Below are 17,836 nucleotides of genomic sequence, written 5' to 3' on the forward strand. Positions count from 1 at the left end.
AAACGACGACGGCCACGAACGCGAGCGCGCCCCCGTGGCCGTCTCGAAGTCACCGGGCTTCCGAGTCCCGGCAGCGCTTGTCTAGTTGGTGGCGGTCTCGACGAAGCTGCGCTTGAACTCTTTGTGGCAGATGCAGTCCGGGCCGCACCCTTGCTCGGCATCGGGCTCGGTGGTCACGAAGACCTCCCAGCGGTTGCCGTCCGGGTCGGCCACCCACAGCTTCGACTGGACGGCGTAGCAGCACTCGGTGCCGTCTTCGCTGACGATGTTGAAGCCCTCCCGGGTCAGGCGGGCGTGCATCTCCTGCACGACGCGGGTACTTTTCACCTGCACGCCCAGGTGGCCCTGGCTGCGCGTGTCCAGCGGGTTCTCGTTGATCGAGAAGTTGATGGGTGGATCCTGCAGGTTGAACTTGGCATAGCCCTCGCGCACCTTCATCGGCTCTTCGCCGAAGAAGTGCATGTAGAAGAGCAGCGAGCGGTTCAGGTCGGCCACGTTCAGGCTGATGTGGATGCGGCTGTTGCCCGGAAACTGGGCCACGCTGCTGTGGAACTGCTCGTTGGAGGCGCTGGCTTCGGCGGTTTGCATGACGGAGACCTTGATCGAAGGGGGTGAAGGGCGGGGCGCGGGCGGGCTTACTGCTCGCGGGCTTTCCAGTTGCAGCCGCCGGTGCCCGGGTCGTAGCAGATGCAGGTCAGGCCACATCCCTCGGTCGCTTCGTTGTTCGTCACCACGAAGATCTCCCAGTGGTTGCCATCGGGGTCGACCACCCAGGCCTTGTCCTGCACCGAGTAGCAGCACGAGACCTGCGTTTCGGTGGTGTCCACCTTCAGGCCGGCCGACCTGAAACGCTCCAGGTAGCGGGCCACGTCTTCGACGCTCTTGACCTCGATGCCGAAGTGGCCGTCGCGGTCCACCGCATCGGCGTGCTCGTTGAGGGTGAAGTTCACCGGCGGGTCGACCGGCTCGAACTTGGCATAGTCGGGCCGCAGCTTGACCGGGTTCTGGTTGAACAGGATCTTGTAGAACCACATGGCGCGCTGAACGTTCTTCACATTCAGGCTGATGTGCGGCCGGCGGGTGTTGGGGAAGTCGACCGCGCTGACCAACTCCTCGGCTTCAGCGGTCAAGGCGGGCGCGGCGCAGCAGGACGAGGCCGCCGTGGCGGTGGCGCCGGTCGATGCGGGGGCAGGGCAGCACGCTGAACTCGCGGCGGCCTGGGTGGCAGTGGCCTGGGAGGCCTTGACCGCGGGGGCCGGGCAGCAGCCAGAACCCGTGCTGGCAGCGACGCCTGCAGGCGCGGGGCAGCAGGCGGAAGCGGTGGTAGCAGCGCCAGTGGACATTCTTATCTCCTCGGGTTGGTTGGCGGCGTGAAGGCCGGGTGCAAACAAAGTCTAGGTGTCGAGGCCGCGCCGATGTACTGTCCGAACGACTAGGTTGCCGGGCGGCGCGGCCCTGGAATCAGCCCCGCATGCCGCAGATGTACTCGCAGGTCAGGCGGTGTTCGGGTTGGGTGAAAACCTTCTGGGTCGGCCCGAACTCGACCAGCGCACCGCAGCTCTCCTGGACCCAGAAGAGCGCCACTTCGTCGGCGATGCGGCGGGCCTGGGCGAGGTTGTGCGTCACCACCACCACGGTGTAGTCGCCGCGCAGCTGGGCGATCAGGTCTTCGACCGCGCCCGATGAGATCGGGTCGAGCGCGCTGCACGGCTCGTCGAGCAACACGGTGGAGGGCTCGAGCGCCAGCGTGCGCGCGATGCACAGGCGTTGCTGCTGGCCGCCCGACAGCGCGAGGGCGGACTTGTCCAGCTGGTCACAGACCTCTTTCCACAGGCCGACGTCCTGCAGCACCTTCTCGACGCGGGCCTCCAGCTCGCCCTTGCTGCGGATGCCCAGCTCGCGCAGCGGCATCTGCAGGTTCTTGCGTATCGACAGCGGGAAAGGGTTGGGCTTCTGGAAGACCATGCCCACCCGCCGGCGCAGCATCAGCGGCACGACCGCGTCGTCGTACACATTCACGCCGTGCAGGCGGACCTGGCCGGTGACACGGCTGCCGGGCACGAGATCGATCATGCGGTTCAGGCAGGACAGGAAGGTGGTCTTGCCGCAACCCGACGGGCCGATCAGCGCGGTGATGTGCCCGGCGGCGATGTCGATCGACACGTCCTTGAGCACGGGGCGTCCTGCGTAGCTCACGCCCAGCCGGTGCACCGACAGCGCCGCGGGCTGGATGTGGACGAGCTTGCTGTCGGCCAGCCGCTGGGCGACAGGGGGCTCCTTGAGCAGCATTTCCGGCAGTGCCGCTTCAACGACGTTCATCATGATCGCTTGATCCTCTGGTGGAGCAGGTGTTCGGCGAGCCAGGAGGCCACACCATTGATGGCCAGCAGCAGCGCGATGAGCACGAGGGCCGATGCATACGCGTGGTGTTCGGCGCCCGGCACATTCATCGACAGGTCGTAGATGTGCACCGACAGCGCCCGGCCCGAATCCATCAGCGAGTCGGGCAGGCGGTCGACATAACCACTGGTGTAGATCAGGGCCGCGGTTTCGGCGAGCGCGCGGCCGATGCCGAGCACCAGGCCGACCGTGATGGCCGGTGCAGCGGCGGGCAGCAGGATGTGCAGCAGGGTGCTGAGCTTCGACATGCCCAGCGCCGCGGCGCCCAGGCGCCAGTCTTCCTGCACGGCGACGAAGCCCGCCTCGGCCGAGCGCACGAAGATCGGCAGCACCATGCACGCCAGCGTCAGGCCGCCGGAGAGGATCGAGAAGCCCATCCCGAGGTAGACGCAGAAGAACGCGTTGCCGAACAGGCCGTAGACGATCGATGGCACGCCGGCGAGGATGTCCAGCGAGATGCTGAGCCCCCGGGCCAGCCAGTTGCCCCGCCGTGAGATTTCGCTGAGCAGAATGGCCGCGGCCAGGCCGGATGGAACGGCGACGACCAGGGCGACCCCCAGCAGCAGACAGGTCGACACCAGGATCGGGAAGATGCCGCCCTGGCGTCCGCTGCGCGCCGGCTCACTGGTCAGGAACTCCCACGTGAGGTAGGGGGCGCCGTTCTGCACGAGGCTGAACAGCAGCAGGGCGAAGGCGGCGATGCAGGCGACCGCGGCCAGCGGGTACAGCAGCTCGCTGGCGCGATGCCGGTTGAGCAGCGAGAGTTCATGCACGGTGGCGTGCTCCTGCCGTCAGGCGTTCGGACACCCATGTCGACAGCGCGACCACGGCGATCAAGGCGATCCCGCAGGCATAGAGCGCCGATCGATGGGTGCCGGTGGCGTAGGCCATCTCGAGCGCGATGTTCGCGGCCAGCGACCGGACCGAATCGAACACGCTCGAGGGGATCTGGACGATGTTGCCGCTGACCATCAGCATGGCCATGGTTTCGCCCAAGGCGCGACCCAGCGACATGATGATGCCGGCGAAGATGCCGTTTCGTGCTGCGATGAGGGTCACCTTCAGAACGATCGTGCCGCGCCGCAGGCCGAGCGCGTGGCCCGCTGCCACGAAGCTGTGGGGGACGCTGGCGAGTGCCGCATGGGCCGTCAGCGCCACAGTCGGCACGATCATCATGGCCAACACCAGGGCGCCGGCCAGAAGGCTCGCGCCGGGCGGGTTGTCTTCGGCGATCAAGGGCACCAGCGTCACCAGCCCCCAGAAGCCGAAGACGACCGAGGGGATGCCGGCGAACAGCCCGAGCAGCTGCCGCAGTGCGCTGCTCCAGCCCGGGCTGCAGTAGTACTGGCAGAACACCGCCGAGCCGACGCCAATCGGGCTGGCGATCAGCACGGCGCCGAGCGCCGAGGCGATGGAGGCCACCGCCATCGGCGCGATGCCGAAGGTGCCCTCGGTGGGATGCCATGAGCTGTCGGTGAGGAAGTGGCTCGCCCCGACGCCGACGAACACGTTCCACGCCTCGCCCAGCAGGCACCAGACGATGATCGCCAGCAGCGCGATGCCCGTGGCGGCGAGCAGCCGCAGGCCGATCGCCAGCCACAGATCAGCGCGCGGAGGCGAGAGGTACAAAGTACTGGTCTTTGACGAGATCATGGACAGACTCCGTCCGGGCGTAGTCGATGAACTGCTTGCTCAGCCCGGTGGGCTGGCCCTTGGTGACCAGGTTCAACACGCGCATCAGCGGGAAGCTGCGGTTCTTCACGTTCTCGCTCGTCGCGGCGATGCCCTCCATGGGCAGCAGCTTCAAGGGCATGCCTTGCTCGACGTCGAATTCGCCAGTGCCGATGGACACGTAGGCCACCGCCCCCGGGTTGCCGACCACCGTCTTGATGTCCTGCTCGTTGTCGCCCACGACCACATGGGCCTTGATCTGGCTGTTCACCAGGCCGAAGTGATGCAGGAACAGCTCCAAGGTCGAGCGGCCCTCGGCCTTGTTCACCACGGTGATCTTTCGATCCAAGCCGCCCAGCTCTTTCCAGTTGGTGATGCGCCCGGTGTAGATGCCGACGACCTGCTCCTTCGTCAGCGTCGAGACCGGGTTCGACTTGTGGACGATCATGCAGACGCCGTCGTAGGCGATCGTGAACGACTTCAGCTGCTGTTCTTCGTCGGGCTTCAGGTCACGCGAGACCATGCCGATGTCGGACAGCCCCACCCGCGCGTCGTTCACGCCTCGGGCCGAGCCGCCCGTCTGAACGTCCACCTGCACGCCAGGGTTCAATTTTTCGAACCGCTTGCCGATTTCGGCGGCGAGCGGCGCGACCGTGCTCGCGCCGGTGAGCACCAGCTTGCGCTCACCGCCATGAGCGGAGAAAGCCACCGCCAAGCTGGCCGCGACAACGAAGAGATGGCGGCGCGTGGTTGAAAGAAGGGAATCGGTCATGGTCCATTCCTGGTAGACATCGAAGGTCACGCCACGCGGTCGAACGACCGGCGCTTGAAGGAGGTGATGTGCCGGTAGTCGGCCATGCCCCCGACTCGGCGGATGCTGGCCCAGGCCCCCTTGTAGTAAGGGACGACGTTGCGGTCCGTCCAGTCGGAGGTGAGGTCGCCCGCGATGCCTTTGGCCTGCGCAAACAGCATGAAGGTGTGGCCCGGCTTCATGTCGGCCACCGGATAGGCCATGGCGCAGGTCGTGCCGTGGTCGTTGAAGATCTCCACCACATCGCCCGCCTGGACGCCCAGGTCTTTCGCGTCGCCGGGGTTGATCTCGATGTAGGCCAAGGGGTAGCGCCCACGCACGAAGGTGTTGTACTGGTCGTGGTACGCCGTCTGCCACACCTCGTTGGAGCGGCCGTTGTTGATCCAGAACCGATGCTTCGTGCGCTGCGCCTCGATGCGCTCGGACAGGCCTTTCCAGGTCGACGGCTTGAACACGGCCTTGCCGTCGGCGGTGTCGAAGCGGTGGTCGGTGTACAGCATGGGCGTGCCCACCAACCGACCATCGCGCACCTCGCGGATCGGCAGCTGCACGCCGTTGTTGCCGGCGGCTTTCAGCAGCGCGTAGGTGGCCAAATGGCCCGAGCTGCCGCCCTGGCTGTCGATCGGTGGCGCACCGGGCCGGCCCGCGCGGCGGAAACCGTCGTTGAAGGCGTCTTCTTCGGTCTGCCAGTCGAAGCCTGAAAAGCGCTGGACCATGTCCGCACGGCCGGCCTGTTCGTAGAGGGCCCGGGTGCGGCGCGCGATCAAGGCGGCAATGAGGCAATCCGGCTTGGCTTGGCCGGGTGGGTCCATGAACTTCTCGGTCAATCGCAGGCGGCGTTCGCCGTTCATCGACGTGAGGTTCATTTCCCCCGGTTGGGCTGCGGGCAGCAGCAGGTGTGCCGCATCGCGCAGCACGGTGGGGTAGAGGTTGATGCTGGTGACGAACAGGCCGCCGCGCAGCGTGGCGTCGTAGATGGCCTGGGCCTGTTCCGCCGGGCTGGCGCCGTGCAGTTTCGACAGGGCAGCGCGCACGATCTGGGCACGTTCGAACACCGCTTCACGCAGGCGCTGGGCGTTGTTGGAGGTCTGGAAGTTGTTGCAGGCCCAGAAGGTCATCATCCGGCCGCGACCCGCGATGACCTCCTGATCGACATAGATCTTCTCGCCGGTGGGATGCGGCGGGCGCGTGTAGCCCTCCTGGTGACCGCCCATGCGGACGACACCGGTGCCGCGCCGGCCTACGTTGTGGGTGGCGAGCACCAGATTGACCAGCGCCGACTGGATCAGGTAGTTGTCGTTGCCCCAGATGATCCCCTTCTCGTAGGCGTGCATCGTCCGGGGGCGGTGTCCGCCGGGCTTGGGGGCGTAGCTCCACTCGGCGGCGAGCTTGAGCTTCGCGACCGGGACACCGGTGATGCGTGCGCACTCTTCCAACGACAGCCGGTTGGCCGCCGCGGCTTCCGGAAAGCTGCGGGTGTGCTGGTCGATGAACGGCTGGTCGATCCAGCCGCGCTCGATGACATGGGTGAACAGCCCGTTGAAGAGCGCCACGTCCGTGCCGGGCGCGATGTCCAGGTGCAGCACGCGATCGGGCGCGACCTGCTCCGCGATGGCCACCGAGTTGGTCCGCCGGGGGTCCACGAAGATGACCCGCGCGGGTGCCGCGGCCTCGCCGGGGAACCAGGCCTTCTTCTTGTCGACCGTCTGGCCTTGGAGATTGGGCAGCCAGTGGTTCAGGAAGTAGTTGGTCTGGGTCTCGTAGGGGTTGTTGCCGATCGACCAGAGCACGTCGGCCACTTGGGCGTCTTCATAGCTGTTGTTCAACTCGCCGATTCCCATGTCCCGGGTGGCGTGGCATTCGGAGTTGTAGGCCGGGCGGTTGTGGATGCGGACGGCCGGCGTCTGGATGGCCGTGAACATCAGCTTGCCGCTGCCCCAGGTGTTCTCGAAGCCACCGCCAGCGCCGCCGTGGTCGAACGCCGAGAAGAGCACGGCGCGTGGGCTGTCGCGGTCGAGTGTGAGTTGCAGAACGCGGGCGTAGACCTCCAGCGCGCGGTCCCAGCTGGTGTCTTGCCACTGGCTGCCGGCGTACAGCTGCGGCGAGATCAGGCGCTCTTTGGTGAGGCCTTCTGCGCTGTACAGGTAACTGGCCATCTTGCCGCCCCGAGTGGAACTGAGGCCGCCGTTCACCTCGCACGATTTGTCGGGAACGATGAGCACCCGCTGGCGTTCGCCATCGCGGGTGGTGATGGTGTTGGTCATCGCCCGCGTGAGCGTGACGCCCATGGACGGAACCTGCGACCTGAAATCGACGCCCAGGGCGTTCTGCCCCGGTGCGCGACCGCCTTCGCGGTTGGCATCCCACTTGTAGACGGTGTAGCCGCATCCGACGATGCAAAAGTGGCAGGTCATGCAGGTGCGCTGCGCGTCAACGGGCGGCAGGGCGATGGGGTCTTCGGTGCTCATCGAAGGGCCCCTCACAGCAGGTTGCTGACGCGGCCATACAGGCTGCCGCGGATGCCCACGGCGCTGATGCGGCCCGAGCTGTCGTCGAACCGCAGCTCGATCTGCGGCAGGTTCTCGGTGGCTTGGCCGCACACCATCTGCCCGCATTGGTCCGGGTCGAAGACCGAGAAGTGGCATGGGCACTTCAACGTTCGGGTGTCGGCGTCGTAGGCCACGAGGCAGCCCATGTGGGTGCACATGGCGCTGTAGGCCACGATGTCGCGCCCGGGGCCAACGCCCCCTGGCACCGCGTCGCCCGTCTTGATGAGTAGGCAGGGTGAGTCTTTGTCGGGGTAATGAAAAACCGCCGACGCTGAGGTATTCAATTCGCTCGCCTGTGCGATAGGAAATATTGGATACCCCCTAGATATAGGGGATTCATTTGAAACTAGGGGGGCGTTTGGCTGTTTTCCGGAGGCCGCGTCACTACGGGTTCCCGTAAGGGCGGCCATTCCGCCAGCGGCTGTGGTCCGGAGAAACCCTCTCCGGCTCGATTTATCTACCACTTTGGACTCCCTTTGCTATTTTGAGAAACGTTGAAGTAACTCGTCGCCACGATAAATATCGACGGGCGGATGATGTGGTGGAAGTTTTGGTTTTAGAAGGCCTCAATACCCGTACTTCCGTACAGGTTGACGCTGGACCCGTCCTGTCCTCTGATGAGGTACCCGGCTCGTTCGCACGGGTGGTATGGCTCGTCCCGTCTGATGGACGGGTTCCCTTCATCAATCCGGAGGAGAAAGAGATGCTTGCTCACGCATTGGCCCAGCAGGCCCGACGCCCGTCGGGCCTGCTGGGCCGGCTGTTCGGCCTGGGAATGGGCCGCATCAACCGCGGGGTCAATGACTTCGTCCTGACCCAGTTGGACATCCGTCCCAACCACAAGGTGCTCGAGATCGGTTTCGGCCCCGGCAAGGCGATCCAGCAGGTCGAGCAGCGCCTGACGACCGGTCGGGTCGACGGCATCGACCTGTCGGGCACCATGGTGGCGCAGGCCGCCAAGCTCAACCGGCGCGCCATCGAGCAGGGCAAGGTCGATCTGCGGGTCGGCGAAGCGTCCCGGATGCCCTATCGCGACCAGACCTTCGACCGCATCTTCTGTGTCAACGTGATGTATTTCTGGCCGCAACCCGAGCGCGAGCTGGCCGAGATGTTCCGGGTGATGGGCGAAGGCGGCCAGGTGGCCATCTACATCGGAGACCGCGAGCAGATGGCGGGGGTGCCGATGACCAAAACCGGCGTCTTTCAGCTCTTTTCAGGCCAGGACGTGGTCGGCCTTCTGCTGGATGCGGGTTTTCAGGATTGCAGAATTGTCGAGACTTCCATTGATCAAGGTCCCATATCTAGGGGGTCTTGCGTATTGGGCGTTCGGCCGCGTGGCATGTAAGATCGTCGGCGTGAGGGCACGCCAGTGCGGCTTTGGTTTCACGATTCATTTATCGTGAGATTCGGCAAACAACAAAATATGCCGAGCCGCCGTTTATGAACATAGCTTCAGGGATGGATCATGGGTGCTTCAGTAGTTCAGCTCACGGAATCGGCGTTCCACGCCATATTGCAATTCGTGGCATCAGCCGGCCGTTTGTCCCAGCGTCGGTCGTTGTATGAGTCGTTGCGACGCCTTGGTGGCGGGGAACTTCAACTTGATGAAATGGTGATTGGCCATTGCGCCAGCTCGCCCGGGAATGCGCAGCCTCATCGATGTAGCAATTTCGATCCGGTGATGTCGCTGTCGGACGCCCCGCCGAACCTGCCGTTGTCTCCGTGCGCGGCGGCGAAGGCGGCCTCCGGCTGCGGCTCTTCGAGCGCTGAGGCCGATGCGCGGCCGGGCTACGAGGCCGAGTCCATCAATGGCCGCGTGGTGGTCTGCCACCGCAGCAAGCAGGACGCGCAGTCGCTGTGCATTGTGTCGAGCGCGAAGGAGCGTTCTCAAGACGAGCTTCTGGCGCTGCTCAAGACCTTGCTGCCCTACGTGGACGATGCGTTCCAACGCATCGAGCCTGAGAGCGCCCACCCGTCCGAGGCGTCCTCGGCTTCCTGCGGGGCTTCAGGGATCCATGCCCTGACGGCGCGCGAGAAAGAGGTCCTCTATTGGACGGCCCAGGGCAAGGGTTGCTGGGAGACGGGTCACATCGTCGGCATCTCCGAGCGAACGGTGAAGTTCCACCTGCAGAACATCTACCGCAAGCTCAACGTCGTGAACCGGGCTCAGGCTGTGGCCCGCGCGGCGCAGATCCAGCTCTTGCCGGCTGCCGCGTGACCTGAACGCCGGCGTTCGCGCCGGCCTGGTCTTTTCGCTTGCTCACCACTGGCCGCTGCGCTGCACGCGCGCGGGCCCGGAGCGCTATTGCCATGGAAGAAGCACAAGTTGTGCGTGCCCTTGCGGCACTGGCCCAGCCGGTGCGCCTGCGCGTGTTCCGCACGCTCGTGGGCGCAGGCGGCTGCGGAATGGTGCCCAGCACATTGAGCGAATGCTTGGCGGTGCCGCCGCCCACCCTGTCTTTTCATCTGAAAGAGCTCGTGCATGCAGACCTGGTCACCCAGGAGCGGCAAGGGCGCTTCCTCATCTACCGCGCGTCCCTCGAGAGCATGAGCGGCGTGATGAGCTACCTCACATCGCATTGCTGCCAAAGCCTGCAGTGCGTGACAGACCCACAACCTGCCCCGGAGGCACTTGCGCCATGAACCCTGACTACTTGGGCGTGGAGGACCTGGTCGGTCACACGCCGCTGGTCCGCCTTCAGAGAATCCTCAGCGCCGAGGCACGCCAGCGCGGCAACGTCGTGCTGGCGAAGGTCGAAGGGGACAACCCGGCTGGATCGGTGAAGGACCGACCGGCGCTCGCCATGATCCAAGGCGCCGAGGAGCGCGGCGAGATTCGGCCGGGCGATACGCTGATCGAGGCCACATCAGGCAACACCGGCATCGCGCTGGCCATGGCCGCGGCGGCGAAAGGCTATGGGCTGATCCTGCTGATGCCGGAGGACGCTTCCATCGAGCGCGCCCAGACCATGGCCGCCTACGGCGCGGAAATCATGCTGACCCCGAAGGCCGGCAGCATGGAGCTGGCGCGGGACATGGCCGCGCAGATGCAACGCGACGGCCTGGGCAAGGTGCTGGATCAATTCGCCAATCCAGACAACCCCAGGACGCACGAGCAGACCACCGGCCCAGAGGTCTGGGAGCAGACCCGCGGACAGGTCACGCACTTCGTCAGCTCCATGGGCACCACGGGCACTGTGGTGGGCACGTCGCGCTACCTCAAACGCATGAATCCGAAAGTGACCATCGTGGGCGTGCAGCCGGCGGAAGGGGCACGCATTCCTGGCATCCGGCGCTGGAAGAACGAGTACGTTCCTCGCATCTTCGATCCCAGCGCGGTGGACCTGCTGTGGGACGTGAACCAGGCCGAATCGGAGACGATGGCCCGGCGGATGGCGGCCGAAGAGGGCCTGTTCGTCGGCGTGTCGTCCGGCGGAGCCTGCGCCGCCGCGCTGCGCCTGGCGGAAGAAGTGCGCCAGGCCACCATCGTGTTCATCGCCTGCGATCGCGGCGACCGCTATCTGTCGAGCCAGGTCTTTCCCCGGGTGTCCAAGTAGCCCGGCGGGCGGCAGCGCTCAAGGCAACCTCGGTGCCCTCGTTGCCTGACCGGCGAGGGCTCGGGGCGGCAAGTTGTTCCCGTCGATGCCTATTCGGTCACTTGCACTCGTTCTTTATTTCCATGATAATGGAATTATAGATTCGACAAACCGGCTGATCACTCATCCCGAAGTGTCTTGTCCATGACCACCCACGTTCTCATTCTGTGCACCCACAACTCGGCCCGCAGCGTGCTGGCTGAGGGCATGCTGAATCACCTGGCCCGCCAGCTGGGCCAAGATGTGCGCGCCCACAGTGCCGGCAGTGCGCCAAGCGGCCGGATCAATCCATGGGCGCTCGAGGCCCTGGCCCACGCCGGTATTGCCGTTGAAGGCTATCGAAGCAAGAGTTGGGATGAGTTCAGCGTCGACGGCGCGCCCGCGCTGTCTATCGTCATCACCGTCTGCGACAGCGCGGCCGCGGAGCCTTGCCCCGTCTTCTTCGGCGGCAGCCAAGGGCAGCCCGTTCGGGTGCACTGGGGCTATCCAGACCCGTCCAACGCCGAAGGCGGTGATGAAGGCAAGCGCCGTGCGTTCGAGCTGACGCGTCAGGCCCTCGGCTACCGGATGCTGCAGTTGCTCTCATTGCCGCTGGGCTCAATGAGCCGGGCCGAGTTGCAGCAAGCCCTCGTCAGGATTTCAAAGAGTTGACCGTGAACGCATGCACCCCCCACTTCACTGGACTAGGCCTGCGGGCCCGTGTCGGTGGTTGCTGGCTTGATGGAGAACCGCAATGAACAAGTCTTTGCCCGTCGTCGTCTTGGGTGCCGGCCCGGTGGGCCTGGCCGCCGCTGCCCACCTGATCCAGCGAGGTCTGAAATTCGTCGTCCTGGAGGCGGGGCCCTCGGTGGGCACGAGCTTGCTCCACTACGGGCATGTCCGTCTTTTCTCGCCGTGGCGCTACAACGTCGACCGTGTGATGGCGTCCTTGCTCACGGCTTCTGGCTGGGCAGCGCCGCCCGATGACGGGCTGCCGACCGCGAAAGAGGTGGTCGAGCAAGTGCTGCTTCCTTTCGCCCGCCTGCCGGCGGTAGCTTCGGCGCTGCAGCTCGACACGCGGGTGGTCTCGATCAGCCGTGAGGGTTTCGACAAGGTCAAGTCGGCGGGGCGTGAAGCGGCACCGTTCGTGATCCGCGCCGTGCGCCACGGCGAGGCGATCACCCTCAAGGCCGGCGCGGTGATCGATGCCACCGGCACTTGGTTCACGCCGAATCCCTTGGGCGCGAATGGCTTGCCGGCGGACGGCGAGGCGGAGCACGCCTCGCGCATCGCCTACGGCATCCCGGATGTCCTCGGCGCTCAACGAGCCCGGTATGCGGGGCACCGCACCCTTGTGGTGGGTGATGGGCATTCGGCGGCGAATGCGCTGCTGGATCTGGCCCGGCTGGCCCAAGCCGAGCCGAACACCACGCTGGCCTGGGCCGTCCGGTCCACCACGCCGCCCCGGGCCTTTGGCGGTGAAGACGCCGACGCGCTGCAGGCGCGAGGGCAACTCGGCAGCGAGCTTCGACGCTTGCGGGACCGCGGCGGCCTCTCCTTCTACAGCGGCGTGCGTGTCAGCGCCGTCCAAACCGCGGGCGATGGGCGGATGACGGTGTTGGGGATCGGGGCTGACGGCCAGCCCGTCCGAATCCAGGGCATCGACGAGATCATCTGCGCCACAGGGCAGCGGCCCGACTTGTCATGGCTCAGCGAGCTGCGCGTCAAGCTGGACCCGTGGCTCGAAAGCGCCGAAGCGCTGGGCCCGCTGATCGACCCCAATCTGCACAGCTGCGGTACGGTGCGCCCGCACGGCCACCGTGAGCTCTCGCACCCCGAGCGTGATTTCTACACCGTGGGGGTGAAGAGCTATGGCCGTGCGCCGACCTTCTTGATGGCCACCGGCTTCGAGCAGGTGCGCTCGGTGGTCGCCGCGCTCGATGGCGACCTGGCCGCGGCGGACCGCGTGGAGCTGGATCTGCCGGAAACGGGCGTGTGCAGTGCCGCCCCTGCGTTGGCCTCCGAAGGGGCCGAAGGCTGCTGCGGAGGCCCCCCGCGCCGCAACGCCGCGGCCTGTTGCGTGCTGGACGAAGACAAGAAGGCCGCGGGCGAGGCCGGTTGCGGTTGCGGGCCTGCCGCCCCGGCGACCGCCGGCGGCGCCACCGCCACGCGCTGTTGCGGCTGAGGGGCCGCGAGCGTTCTCGACACCCGGCCGGGCGGCCTGCCTCGCGGGCACTCGTCCGGCGCCGCCACAGGCGCGCGAGGGTATCCTGCGCGCCCATGACCGCCGCGCCGCCCCTCTTCCTGCATCGATTCGACACCGCGGTGGCCGCGCTGCGTGAGCAGCACGCCGCCGACGGCCCCGGCTTCAGCGCGGCGTTGCTGTGGGATGGCCAGTTGCAGCGGGTCGCGCACCACGGTGTGGCGCACCTGGAGTGGCCGCAGCCTCTGGCGGGTGACACGCGGTTTTATCTCGCCTCTGAATCCAAGCCGTGGGTGGCCGCGCTGGTGCTGGATGCGGTGGCGGCGGGGCGCATGGCGCTCGACGCGGACATGCGGCCCTGGCTGCCGGCCTTGTCGGGTTGCGATGCCCCGGTTCGGCTGGGCCACCTGCTGCGCCACACCAGCGGCATCGATGACTACCTGTACCTGTGGCACATGCAGCTCGGCCACGATGAGGACGATCTCGTCACCCAGGCTCAGGCCCTGGCGCTGATCCAGCGCGCGGGTGACGTCGATTTCGAACCTGGCGCCCGGCACGACTACAGCAACAGCAACTATGTGCTGCTGGCCGACTGGCTGGAGCGCGACACCGGCGTCTCGCTTGACGAGTTGGCCCGCCGTCGCTTCTTCGCGCCGTGGGGCATGGCCGACTCGAGCTTCGAGCGTGATCCTCGTCGCGCGATGCCGCGCCGGGCTCGCAGCTATGGGCGCGACGCGGCGGGCCATTGGCGCGAGCGGCCTGTCCACCTGGCCACCTGGGGGGACGGCGGGCTGTGGTCCACGCTCGACGATGTGGTGCGGGCCGAGGTGCGATGGCTGGATGAATGGCGGCGCGAAGGCCCGCGCTCGTTGGCCGCGCGGTGCGGTGAAGACGACCCGCGGTTCGCGCCGCCCGGACACACCTACCGATTCGGCGTCGAGCAGTTGACGCATGCAGGCCGAACGATGTGGTTCCACGGCGGTGCTTTCGCGGGCTTCACGGCGCTGGTGTTGCGCTGCCTCGACGAGGGCATGGCGCTGGTGCTGCTGTCGAATCTGGAGGGGTTCGATGCCTCGGCCACCACCTGGACGCAACGCTTGTGGCCCGCGGCGGGTGAGTCGGGCTGACCGGGCCGAGTCGACTGACGGGGCCCAGTCGACTGCGGGGGCTGAGCCGATAAAACGCAAGGCGCATCAAGACCGGCGCCGCACGCCACCGCACACTGCGGCCGCATGGAACTCCACCTGAGCAAGCCTTCCACCCTGTCGCACTACGAGGCGCTGGTGTGGGAGGCCGTGCAGCGCGTCTGCCATTCGCTGGACGAGGCGCTGGATCTTCAAGCACTCGCCGCGCCAGCCTGCATGGCACCGCTGCACTTTCACAAGGTGTTTCGCGGGCTGGTGGGCGAGACGCCCCTGCAACTGCACCGACGCCTGCGACTGGAGCGGGCGGCGTGCCGGTTGGCGCGGCATGACGCGACTGTGCTGCGGATCGCGCTCGATGCGGGCTACGAGACACATGAAGCCTTCACCCGCGCGTTTCGCGAGGCGTTCGGTCGCACCCCCAGCGAACAACGGGCGGCGGCACGCAGCGCGGCGCAAGGGGCGCCTTCACCGGCGATCTCACGTCGCTTGCAGGCCGCGTGCGGCATCCACGCCGATGCGGACCGGGTGGAGATTCCTGCGCATCCCTCTCAGTTGTTCGTCCACCCTGGAGCCTTGACGATGAACGTGACGCTCGAAAAACGCCCGGCCATTCGTGTGGCGGCGCTGCCGCACACCGGCCCCTATCCGACCATCGGTGCCGCCTTCGATCGGCTGGGCGAGATCGCCGGCCGCGCTGGGCTGCTCGCCGATCCGTCGGCGCAGATGATCGCCATCTACTACGACGATCCGGAGACGGTGCCGGCATCCCAGCTGCGCTCGGCGGCGGGTGTGACGGTGTCCGAAGGGGCCCGGGTGCCCGCCGGGCTCAACGAGGTGTGCCTGCCGGCCGGGGCGTGGGCCGCGGCGCTGCACCGCGGCAGTTACCAGGGGCTGGGCGATGCCTGGGAGCGGCTCCTCGGGCAATGGCTGCCCCGAAGTGGCTACCGCCTCGCCGAAGGCGAGTGCTACGAGCTCTACCTCAACCACCCGGGCAACGCGAGCGAGGCGGATCTGCAGACGCTGCTGTACGTGCCGGTGGCAGGTGAGGCGGCCCCCGGCGAGTGATCAGCGGGGTACGGCAGGCAGCTCGGGCGCCGACAACCCGGCAAAAGGGTCGGACCAGGCCGGCAGGGCCATCAGCCGGTCGTGCCATGCGGCCAAGCGGGGATACGCCGCCAAGGGCAGGTCGGCCACATCGTTGAATGGCAGGAAAGTGGCCATCCTGAAATCGGCGTAGCTCAGGCCGCTGGGCAGCAACCAGTCTCGATGCGCCAGCTGTGCCTCCAGCACCCCCGCGCTGGCATGGAACACGCCCAGGCCCTCGTCGACCAAGGCGGAGTCGGTCGGCCCGAGCCCATAGCGCAGCTTGGTGCCGCGCTCGAAATGCACCATGTCGCAGCCGCGCATGAAGTGGTCTCGCGACCAACTGATCCAGCGGATCATGTCCGGCAGTTCATCGCCGATGCGCCAGAAGTTCGAGGCGGTGATCTGCGAAAGCCGGCAGGCGATCGCGTCGGCCTCCCAGAGCGACCGGTCGCCTTCGGTCAGGATCGGCAATCGCAGCGACGGGTTCAGCGGCCTGAAACGGTCGGCTTGGCCGGGGGCCAGCGGCGCTGCCCATTCAAAACGCACGGGCGCGTCCAGATACCGGGCCACCGCCACAGCGAGCCGGGGGTTCGGGTTGCGGGAGAAGTAGAGCGTGGGCGTCATCGGGAGGTCAGTGGGTGTTCGGGTCACACCCACCACGACGAACGGCGCTGCCAAAAATAGACGGCTCGATCCGTGGCCGCCAAGCCATCGATCGTGCGGCGCTTCATCCGCCCGTCAGGCCAGCCAGCGCCTCAGCCACCCGAACACTTCCGGGCTGGACAGCAGGTCGAGGTGCCCGGTGTCGAACACTACCGCCTGTCGGTCGGGTGCGAAGCCCAGCCGGCGGCCCGGTTCGTGGTGCTGGCCGAGTGCGCTGGCCACCGGAACCAGCCCGTCGCCCAGCACCTTGGCCTTGAGGCTGCCCGTTTCGGGGCCCAGGCTGCCGGCGAGGGCGAAGCAACGGGTTCTCTCCGGCAGCGGGATCTGGGCGCAGCGGTGCGTGCCGTCGTCTCCCGCTGGCGTGCTCACGATGTTGCCCAGGCGCAAGTCGTTGATGCCGGCGCTGCGCACCTTGCCCAGGCGGGCCAGCGGGCCGGCATAGGGCGCGGCACTCAGCAGCAAGTCCACCCCATGGCCGGCGCGTTCCAGCGGCGCACCCTGGTGCGGCGTGCCCAGGCACACGAGGTCGTTCACCCGCATCGGCCAACGCAGGCCGCCGCGCTGCATCAGCGCACCATGGTGGATCGCGCTGCGCGCCACCAGGCCGCCCATGCTGTGGCCGACCATGACCAGACGCTCGATCGGCATCGGCCACGCGTCGTACAGACGCTCCATGCACTGGGCCAGGATGCGGCCGTTGGTCGACACGCTCAGGCCACTGTTGTAGTGCAGGTAGACGGGGGTGTAACCCAGCTCGCGGGCCAACGCTTCACCGTGGTCGTGGCCGGCTCGCTGCCATTGCAGGTCGTTCATGCACAGGCCGTGCAACAACACCAGCAGCCGGGGCGTTGCACCTGTCACGCGGGCGCGCAGCGCCAGGCGTTCGAGCGGCAGCGCCAGGCCGGCCTGGCGAAAGGCCATCGTGATCGCGAGCGGGTTGTCCGTGCTGGCCAGGTGATCGCCGAGAACGCCGTTCAAGGCCGCCACCACCGCCTCGCGCTCGGTGCGCGGGGGAAGCCGGGGATCTTGCGCCGCCAGCGCGGGGCCGAGCCAGCCCAGCAAGGCATCGGCGGTGCCACCCGCCAGGTGCGTCACGCCGCGCACCGTTTCATACACGAACCCGGTGATGCCGCGTGTGCGTTCGTTGGCCGGGGCGGTATCGCCCAGGCCGGGCAGCCGTGGCAGGCTGATGATGCGCGCATGCATCGCCTCGACCAGACTGGCCAGGCCGGCCACCGCATCGGTGGTCAGGCGGGCGGCGCCGCGGAGATCGGCGGCTTGCAAGAGCGGTTGCGTCATGGGCCAGTGTGGCACAGCCCGCCGCCATCGCCCAGCCCATGCGCTCGCTCGTCAGAGCGACGGGGTCAGTACTGGGCCACCAGCTGGAAGTGCAGCGCCGCGCGCTCGCGAAAGCCCGCCTCGAGCAGCCGGCGGTCCACGTCTTCGAACTTCCGCATCAGATCGGCCGGCGAATGGGCCACATGCGAGCTGCCTTCCAGCCCGATGTCCGCCACCTGCCAGCCGATGTAGAGGAAGTAGTCTTCGCCGTCCGTCATGCGGCCGGTGTAGGTCTGCAGGCCTGCGCCGCGGGCCTTCACGCAGCGCGGATCGGTGTCCGTGCCGCAGGCCTCCTGTTCGGCCTCGTCGTCCGCGTCCAGCGGCACCTTGATGCCGTAGAAGCCCACCATGCAGTCGGCGCCCATCGTTGTGATCCTCCGGTTGGTGGCTGGCGC

General features: G+C 67.0%; 19 protein-coding genes. 8 read left to right on the forward strand and 11 right to left on the reverse strand.

Translation table 11 applies throughout. The annotated features are described in order from the left end of the window. Positions 1-81: 81 nt before the first annotated feature. The 8 genes from AACH06_RS16830 to AACH06_RS16865 form a co-directional block, all read right to left on the reverse strand. Positions 82-588 carry an ArsI/CadI family heavy metal resistance metalloenzyme gene (locus tag AACH06_RS16830; protein ID WP_341426902.1) on the reverse strand — a complete coding sequence of 169 codons (507 nt, stop codon included), beginning with the start codon at positions 586-588 and terminating at the stop codon, positions 82-84. A 47-nt stretch (positions 589-635) separates the two neighbouring features. Next, positions 636-1,343, reverse strand: coding sequence for an ArsI/CadI family heavy metal resistance metalloenzyme (locus AACH06_RS16835; protein WP_341426903.1), 708 nt, complete (start codon positions 1,341-1,343; stop codon positions 636-638). 118 nt (positions 1,344-1,461) lie between these two features. After that, entirely contained in the window at positions 1,462-2,322 is an 861-nt protein-coding gene (locus AACH06_RS16840; RefSeq protein WP_341426904.1) for a phosphate ABC transporter ATP-binding protein, read from the reverse strand. After that, complete coding sequence (gene pstA / locus AACH06_RS16845) at positions 2,319-3,173, reverse strand: phosphate ABC transporter permease PstA (protein WP_341426905.1); 855 nt, start codon at positions 3,171-3,173, stop codon at positions 2,319-2,321. The genes AACH06_RS16840 and pstA overlap by 4 nt, the downstream gene beginning before the upstream one ends. Then, positions 3,166-4,053, reverse strand: a complete 888-nt coding sequence (pstC, locus tag AACH06_RS16850; protein WP_341426906.1) for a phosphate ABC transporter permease subunit PstC — start codon at positions 4,051-4,053, stop codon at positions 3,166-3,168. The genes pstA and pstC overlap by 8 nt, the downstream gene beginning before the upstream one ends. Then, the gene (locus tag AACH06_RS16855) at positions 4,004-4,843 is read right to left on the reverse strand and encodes a phosphate ABC transporter substrate-binding protein (RefSeq protein ID WP_341426907.1); all 840 of its coding nucleotides are present in this window, start codon (positions 4,841-4,843) and stop codon (positions 4,004-4,006) included. Before AACH06_RS16855 ends, pstC begins: the two co-directional genes overlap by 50 nt. Positions 4,844-4,869: 26 nt before the next feature. Beyond that, positions 4,870-7,350, reverse strand: a complete 2,481-nt coding sequence (locus tag AACH06_RS16860) for an arsenate reductase (azurin) large subunit (protein ID WP_341426908.1) — start codon at positions 7,348-7,350, stop codon at positions 4,870-4,872. Between the two features lie 11 nt (positions 7,351-7,361). Then, complete coding sequence (locus AACH06_RS16865) at positions 7,362-7,895, reverse strand: arsenate reductase (azurin) small subunit (RefSeq protein WP_341426909.1); 534 nt, start codon at positions 7,893-7,895, stop codon at positions 7,362-7,364. 77 nt (positions 7,896-7,972) lie between these two features. Between AACH06_RS16865 and AACH06_RS16870 the strand changes: the two genes are divergently transcribed. From AACH06_RS16870 to AACH06_RS16905, 8 genes are all read left to right on the forward strand, one after another. Then, entirely contained in the window at positions 7,973-8,776 is an 804-nt protein-coding gene (locus AACH06_RS16870) for a class I SAM-dependent methyltransferase (protein ID WP_341426910.1), read from the forward strand. Positions 8,777-9,112: 336 nt separating this feature from the next. Further along, complete coding sequence (locus AACH06_RS16875) at positions 9,113-9,649, forward strand: helix-turn-helix domain-containing protein (protein ID WP_341426911.1); 537 nt, start codon at positions 9,113-9,115, stop codon at positions 9,647-9,649. Positions 9,650-9,741: 92 nt separating this feature from the next. Beyond that, positions 9,742-10,074, forward strand: coding sequence for an ArsR/SmtB family transcription factor (locus AACH06_RS16880; protein WP_341426913.1), 333 nt, complete (start codon positions 9,742-9,744; stop codon positions 10,072-10,074). After that, positions 10,071-10,988, forward strand: coding sequence for a cysteine synthase CysM (gene cysM / locus AACH06_RS16885; protein ID WP_341426914.1), 918 nt, complete (start codon positions 10,071-10,073; stop codon positions 10,986-10,988). The genes AACH06_RS16880 and cysM overlap by 4 nt, the downstream gene beginning before the upstream one ends. 183 nt (positions 10,989-11,171) lie before the next feature. After that, positions 11,172-11,678 (forward strand): arsenate reductase ArsC, encoded by a 507-nt coding sequence (locus AACH06_RS16890; RefSeq protein WP_341426915.1) that lies wholly within the window; start codon positions 11,172-11,174, stop codon positions 11,676-11,678. An 82-nt stretch (positions 11,679-11,760) separates the two neighbouring features. Continuing rightward, positions 11,761-13,191: an NAD(P)-binding domain-containing protein gene (locus AACH06_RS16895; RefSeq protein WP_341426916.1), complete on the forward strand. Its 1,431-nt coding sequence runs from the start codon at positions 11,761-11,763 to the stop codon at positions 13,189-13,191. A 95-nt stretch (positions 13,192-13,286) separates the two neighbouring features. After that, a complete protein-coding gene (locus tag AACH06_RS16900; RefSeq protein WP_341426917.1) occupies positions 13,287-14,336 on the forward strand; it encodes a serine hydrolase domain-containing protein in 1,050 nt (349 codons plus the stop codon). A 105-nt stretch (positions 14,337-14,441) separates the two neighbouring features. After that, positions 14,442-15,419 carry an AraC family transcriptional regulator gene (locus AACH06_RS16905; RefSeq protein WP_341426919.1) on the forward strand — a complete coding sequence of 326 codons (978 nt, stop codon included), beginning with the start codon at positions 14,442-14,444 and terminating at the stop codon, positions 15,417-15,419. Here the strand turns inward: AACH06_RS16905 and AACH06_RS16910 are convergent, their stop codons facing one another. The 3 genes from AACH06_RS16910 to AACH06_RS16920 all read right to left on the reverse strand — a co-directional run bounded on the left by AACH06_RS16910 (position 15,420) and on the right by AACH06_RS16920 (position 17,806). Further along, positions 15,420-16,064 carry a glutathione S-transferase family protein gene (locus AACH06_RS16910; RefSeq protein ID WP_341426920.1) on the reverse strand — a complete coding sequence of 215 codons (645 nt, stop codon included), beginning with the start codon at positions 16,062-16,064 and terminating at the stop codon, positions 15,420-15,422. A 114-nt stretch (positions 16,065-16,178) separates the two neighbouring features. Beyond that, the gene (locus tag AACH06_RS16915; RefSeq protein WP_341426921.1) at positions 16,179-17,402 is read right to left on the reverse strand and encodes an esterase/lipase family protein; all 1,224 of its coding nucleotides are present in this window, start codon (positions 17,400-17,402) and stop codon (positions 16,179-16,181) included. Positions 17,403-17,467: 65 nt separating this feature from the next. Beyond that, positions 17,468-17,806, reverse strand: coding sequence for a hypothetical protein (locus tag AACH06_RS16920; RefSeq protein ID WP_341426922.1), 339 nt, complete (start codon positions 17,804-17,806; stop codon positions 17,468-17,470). Positions 17,807-17,836 lie beyond the last annotated feature (30 nt).

Origin of the sequence: Ideonella lacteola (genome assembly GCF_038066555.1) — a bacterium.
Taxonomy (GTDB): Bacteria; Pseudomonadota; Gammaproteobacteria; order Burkholderiales; family Burkholderiaceae_C; genus Ideonella; species Ideonella lacteola.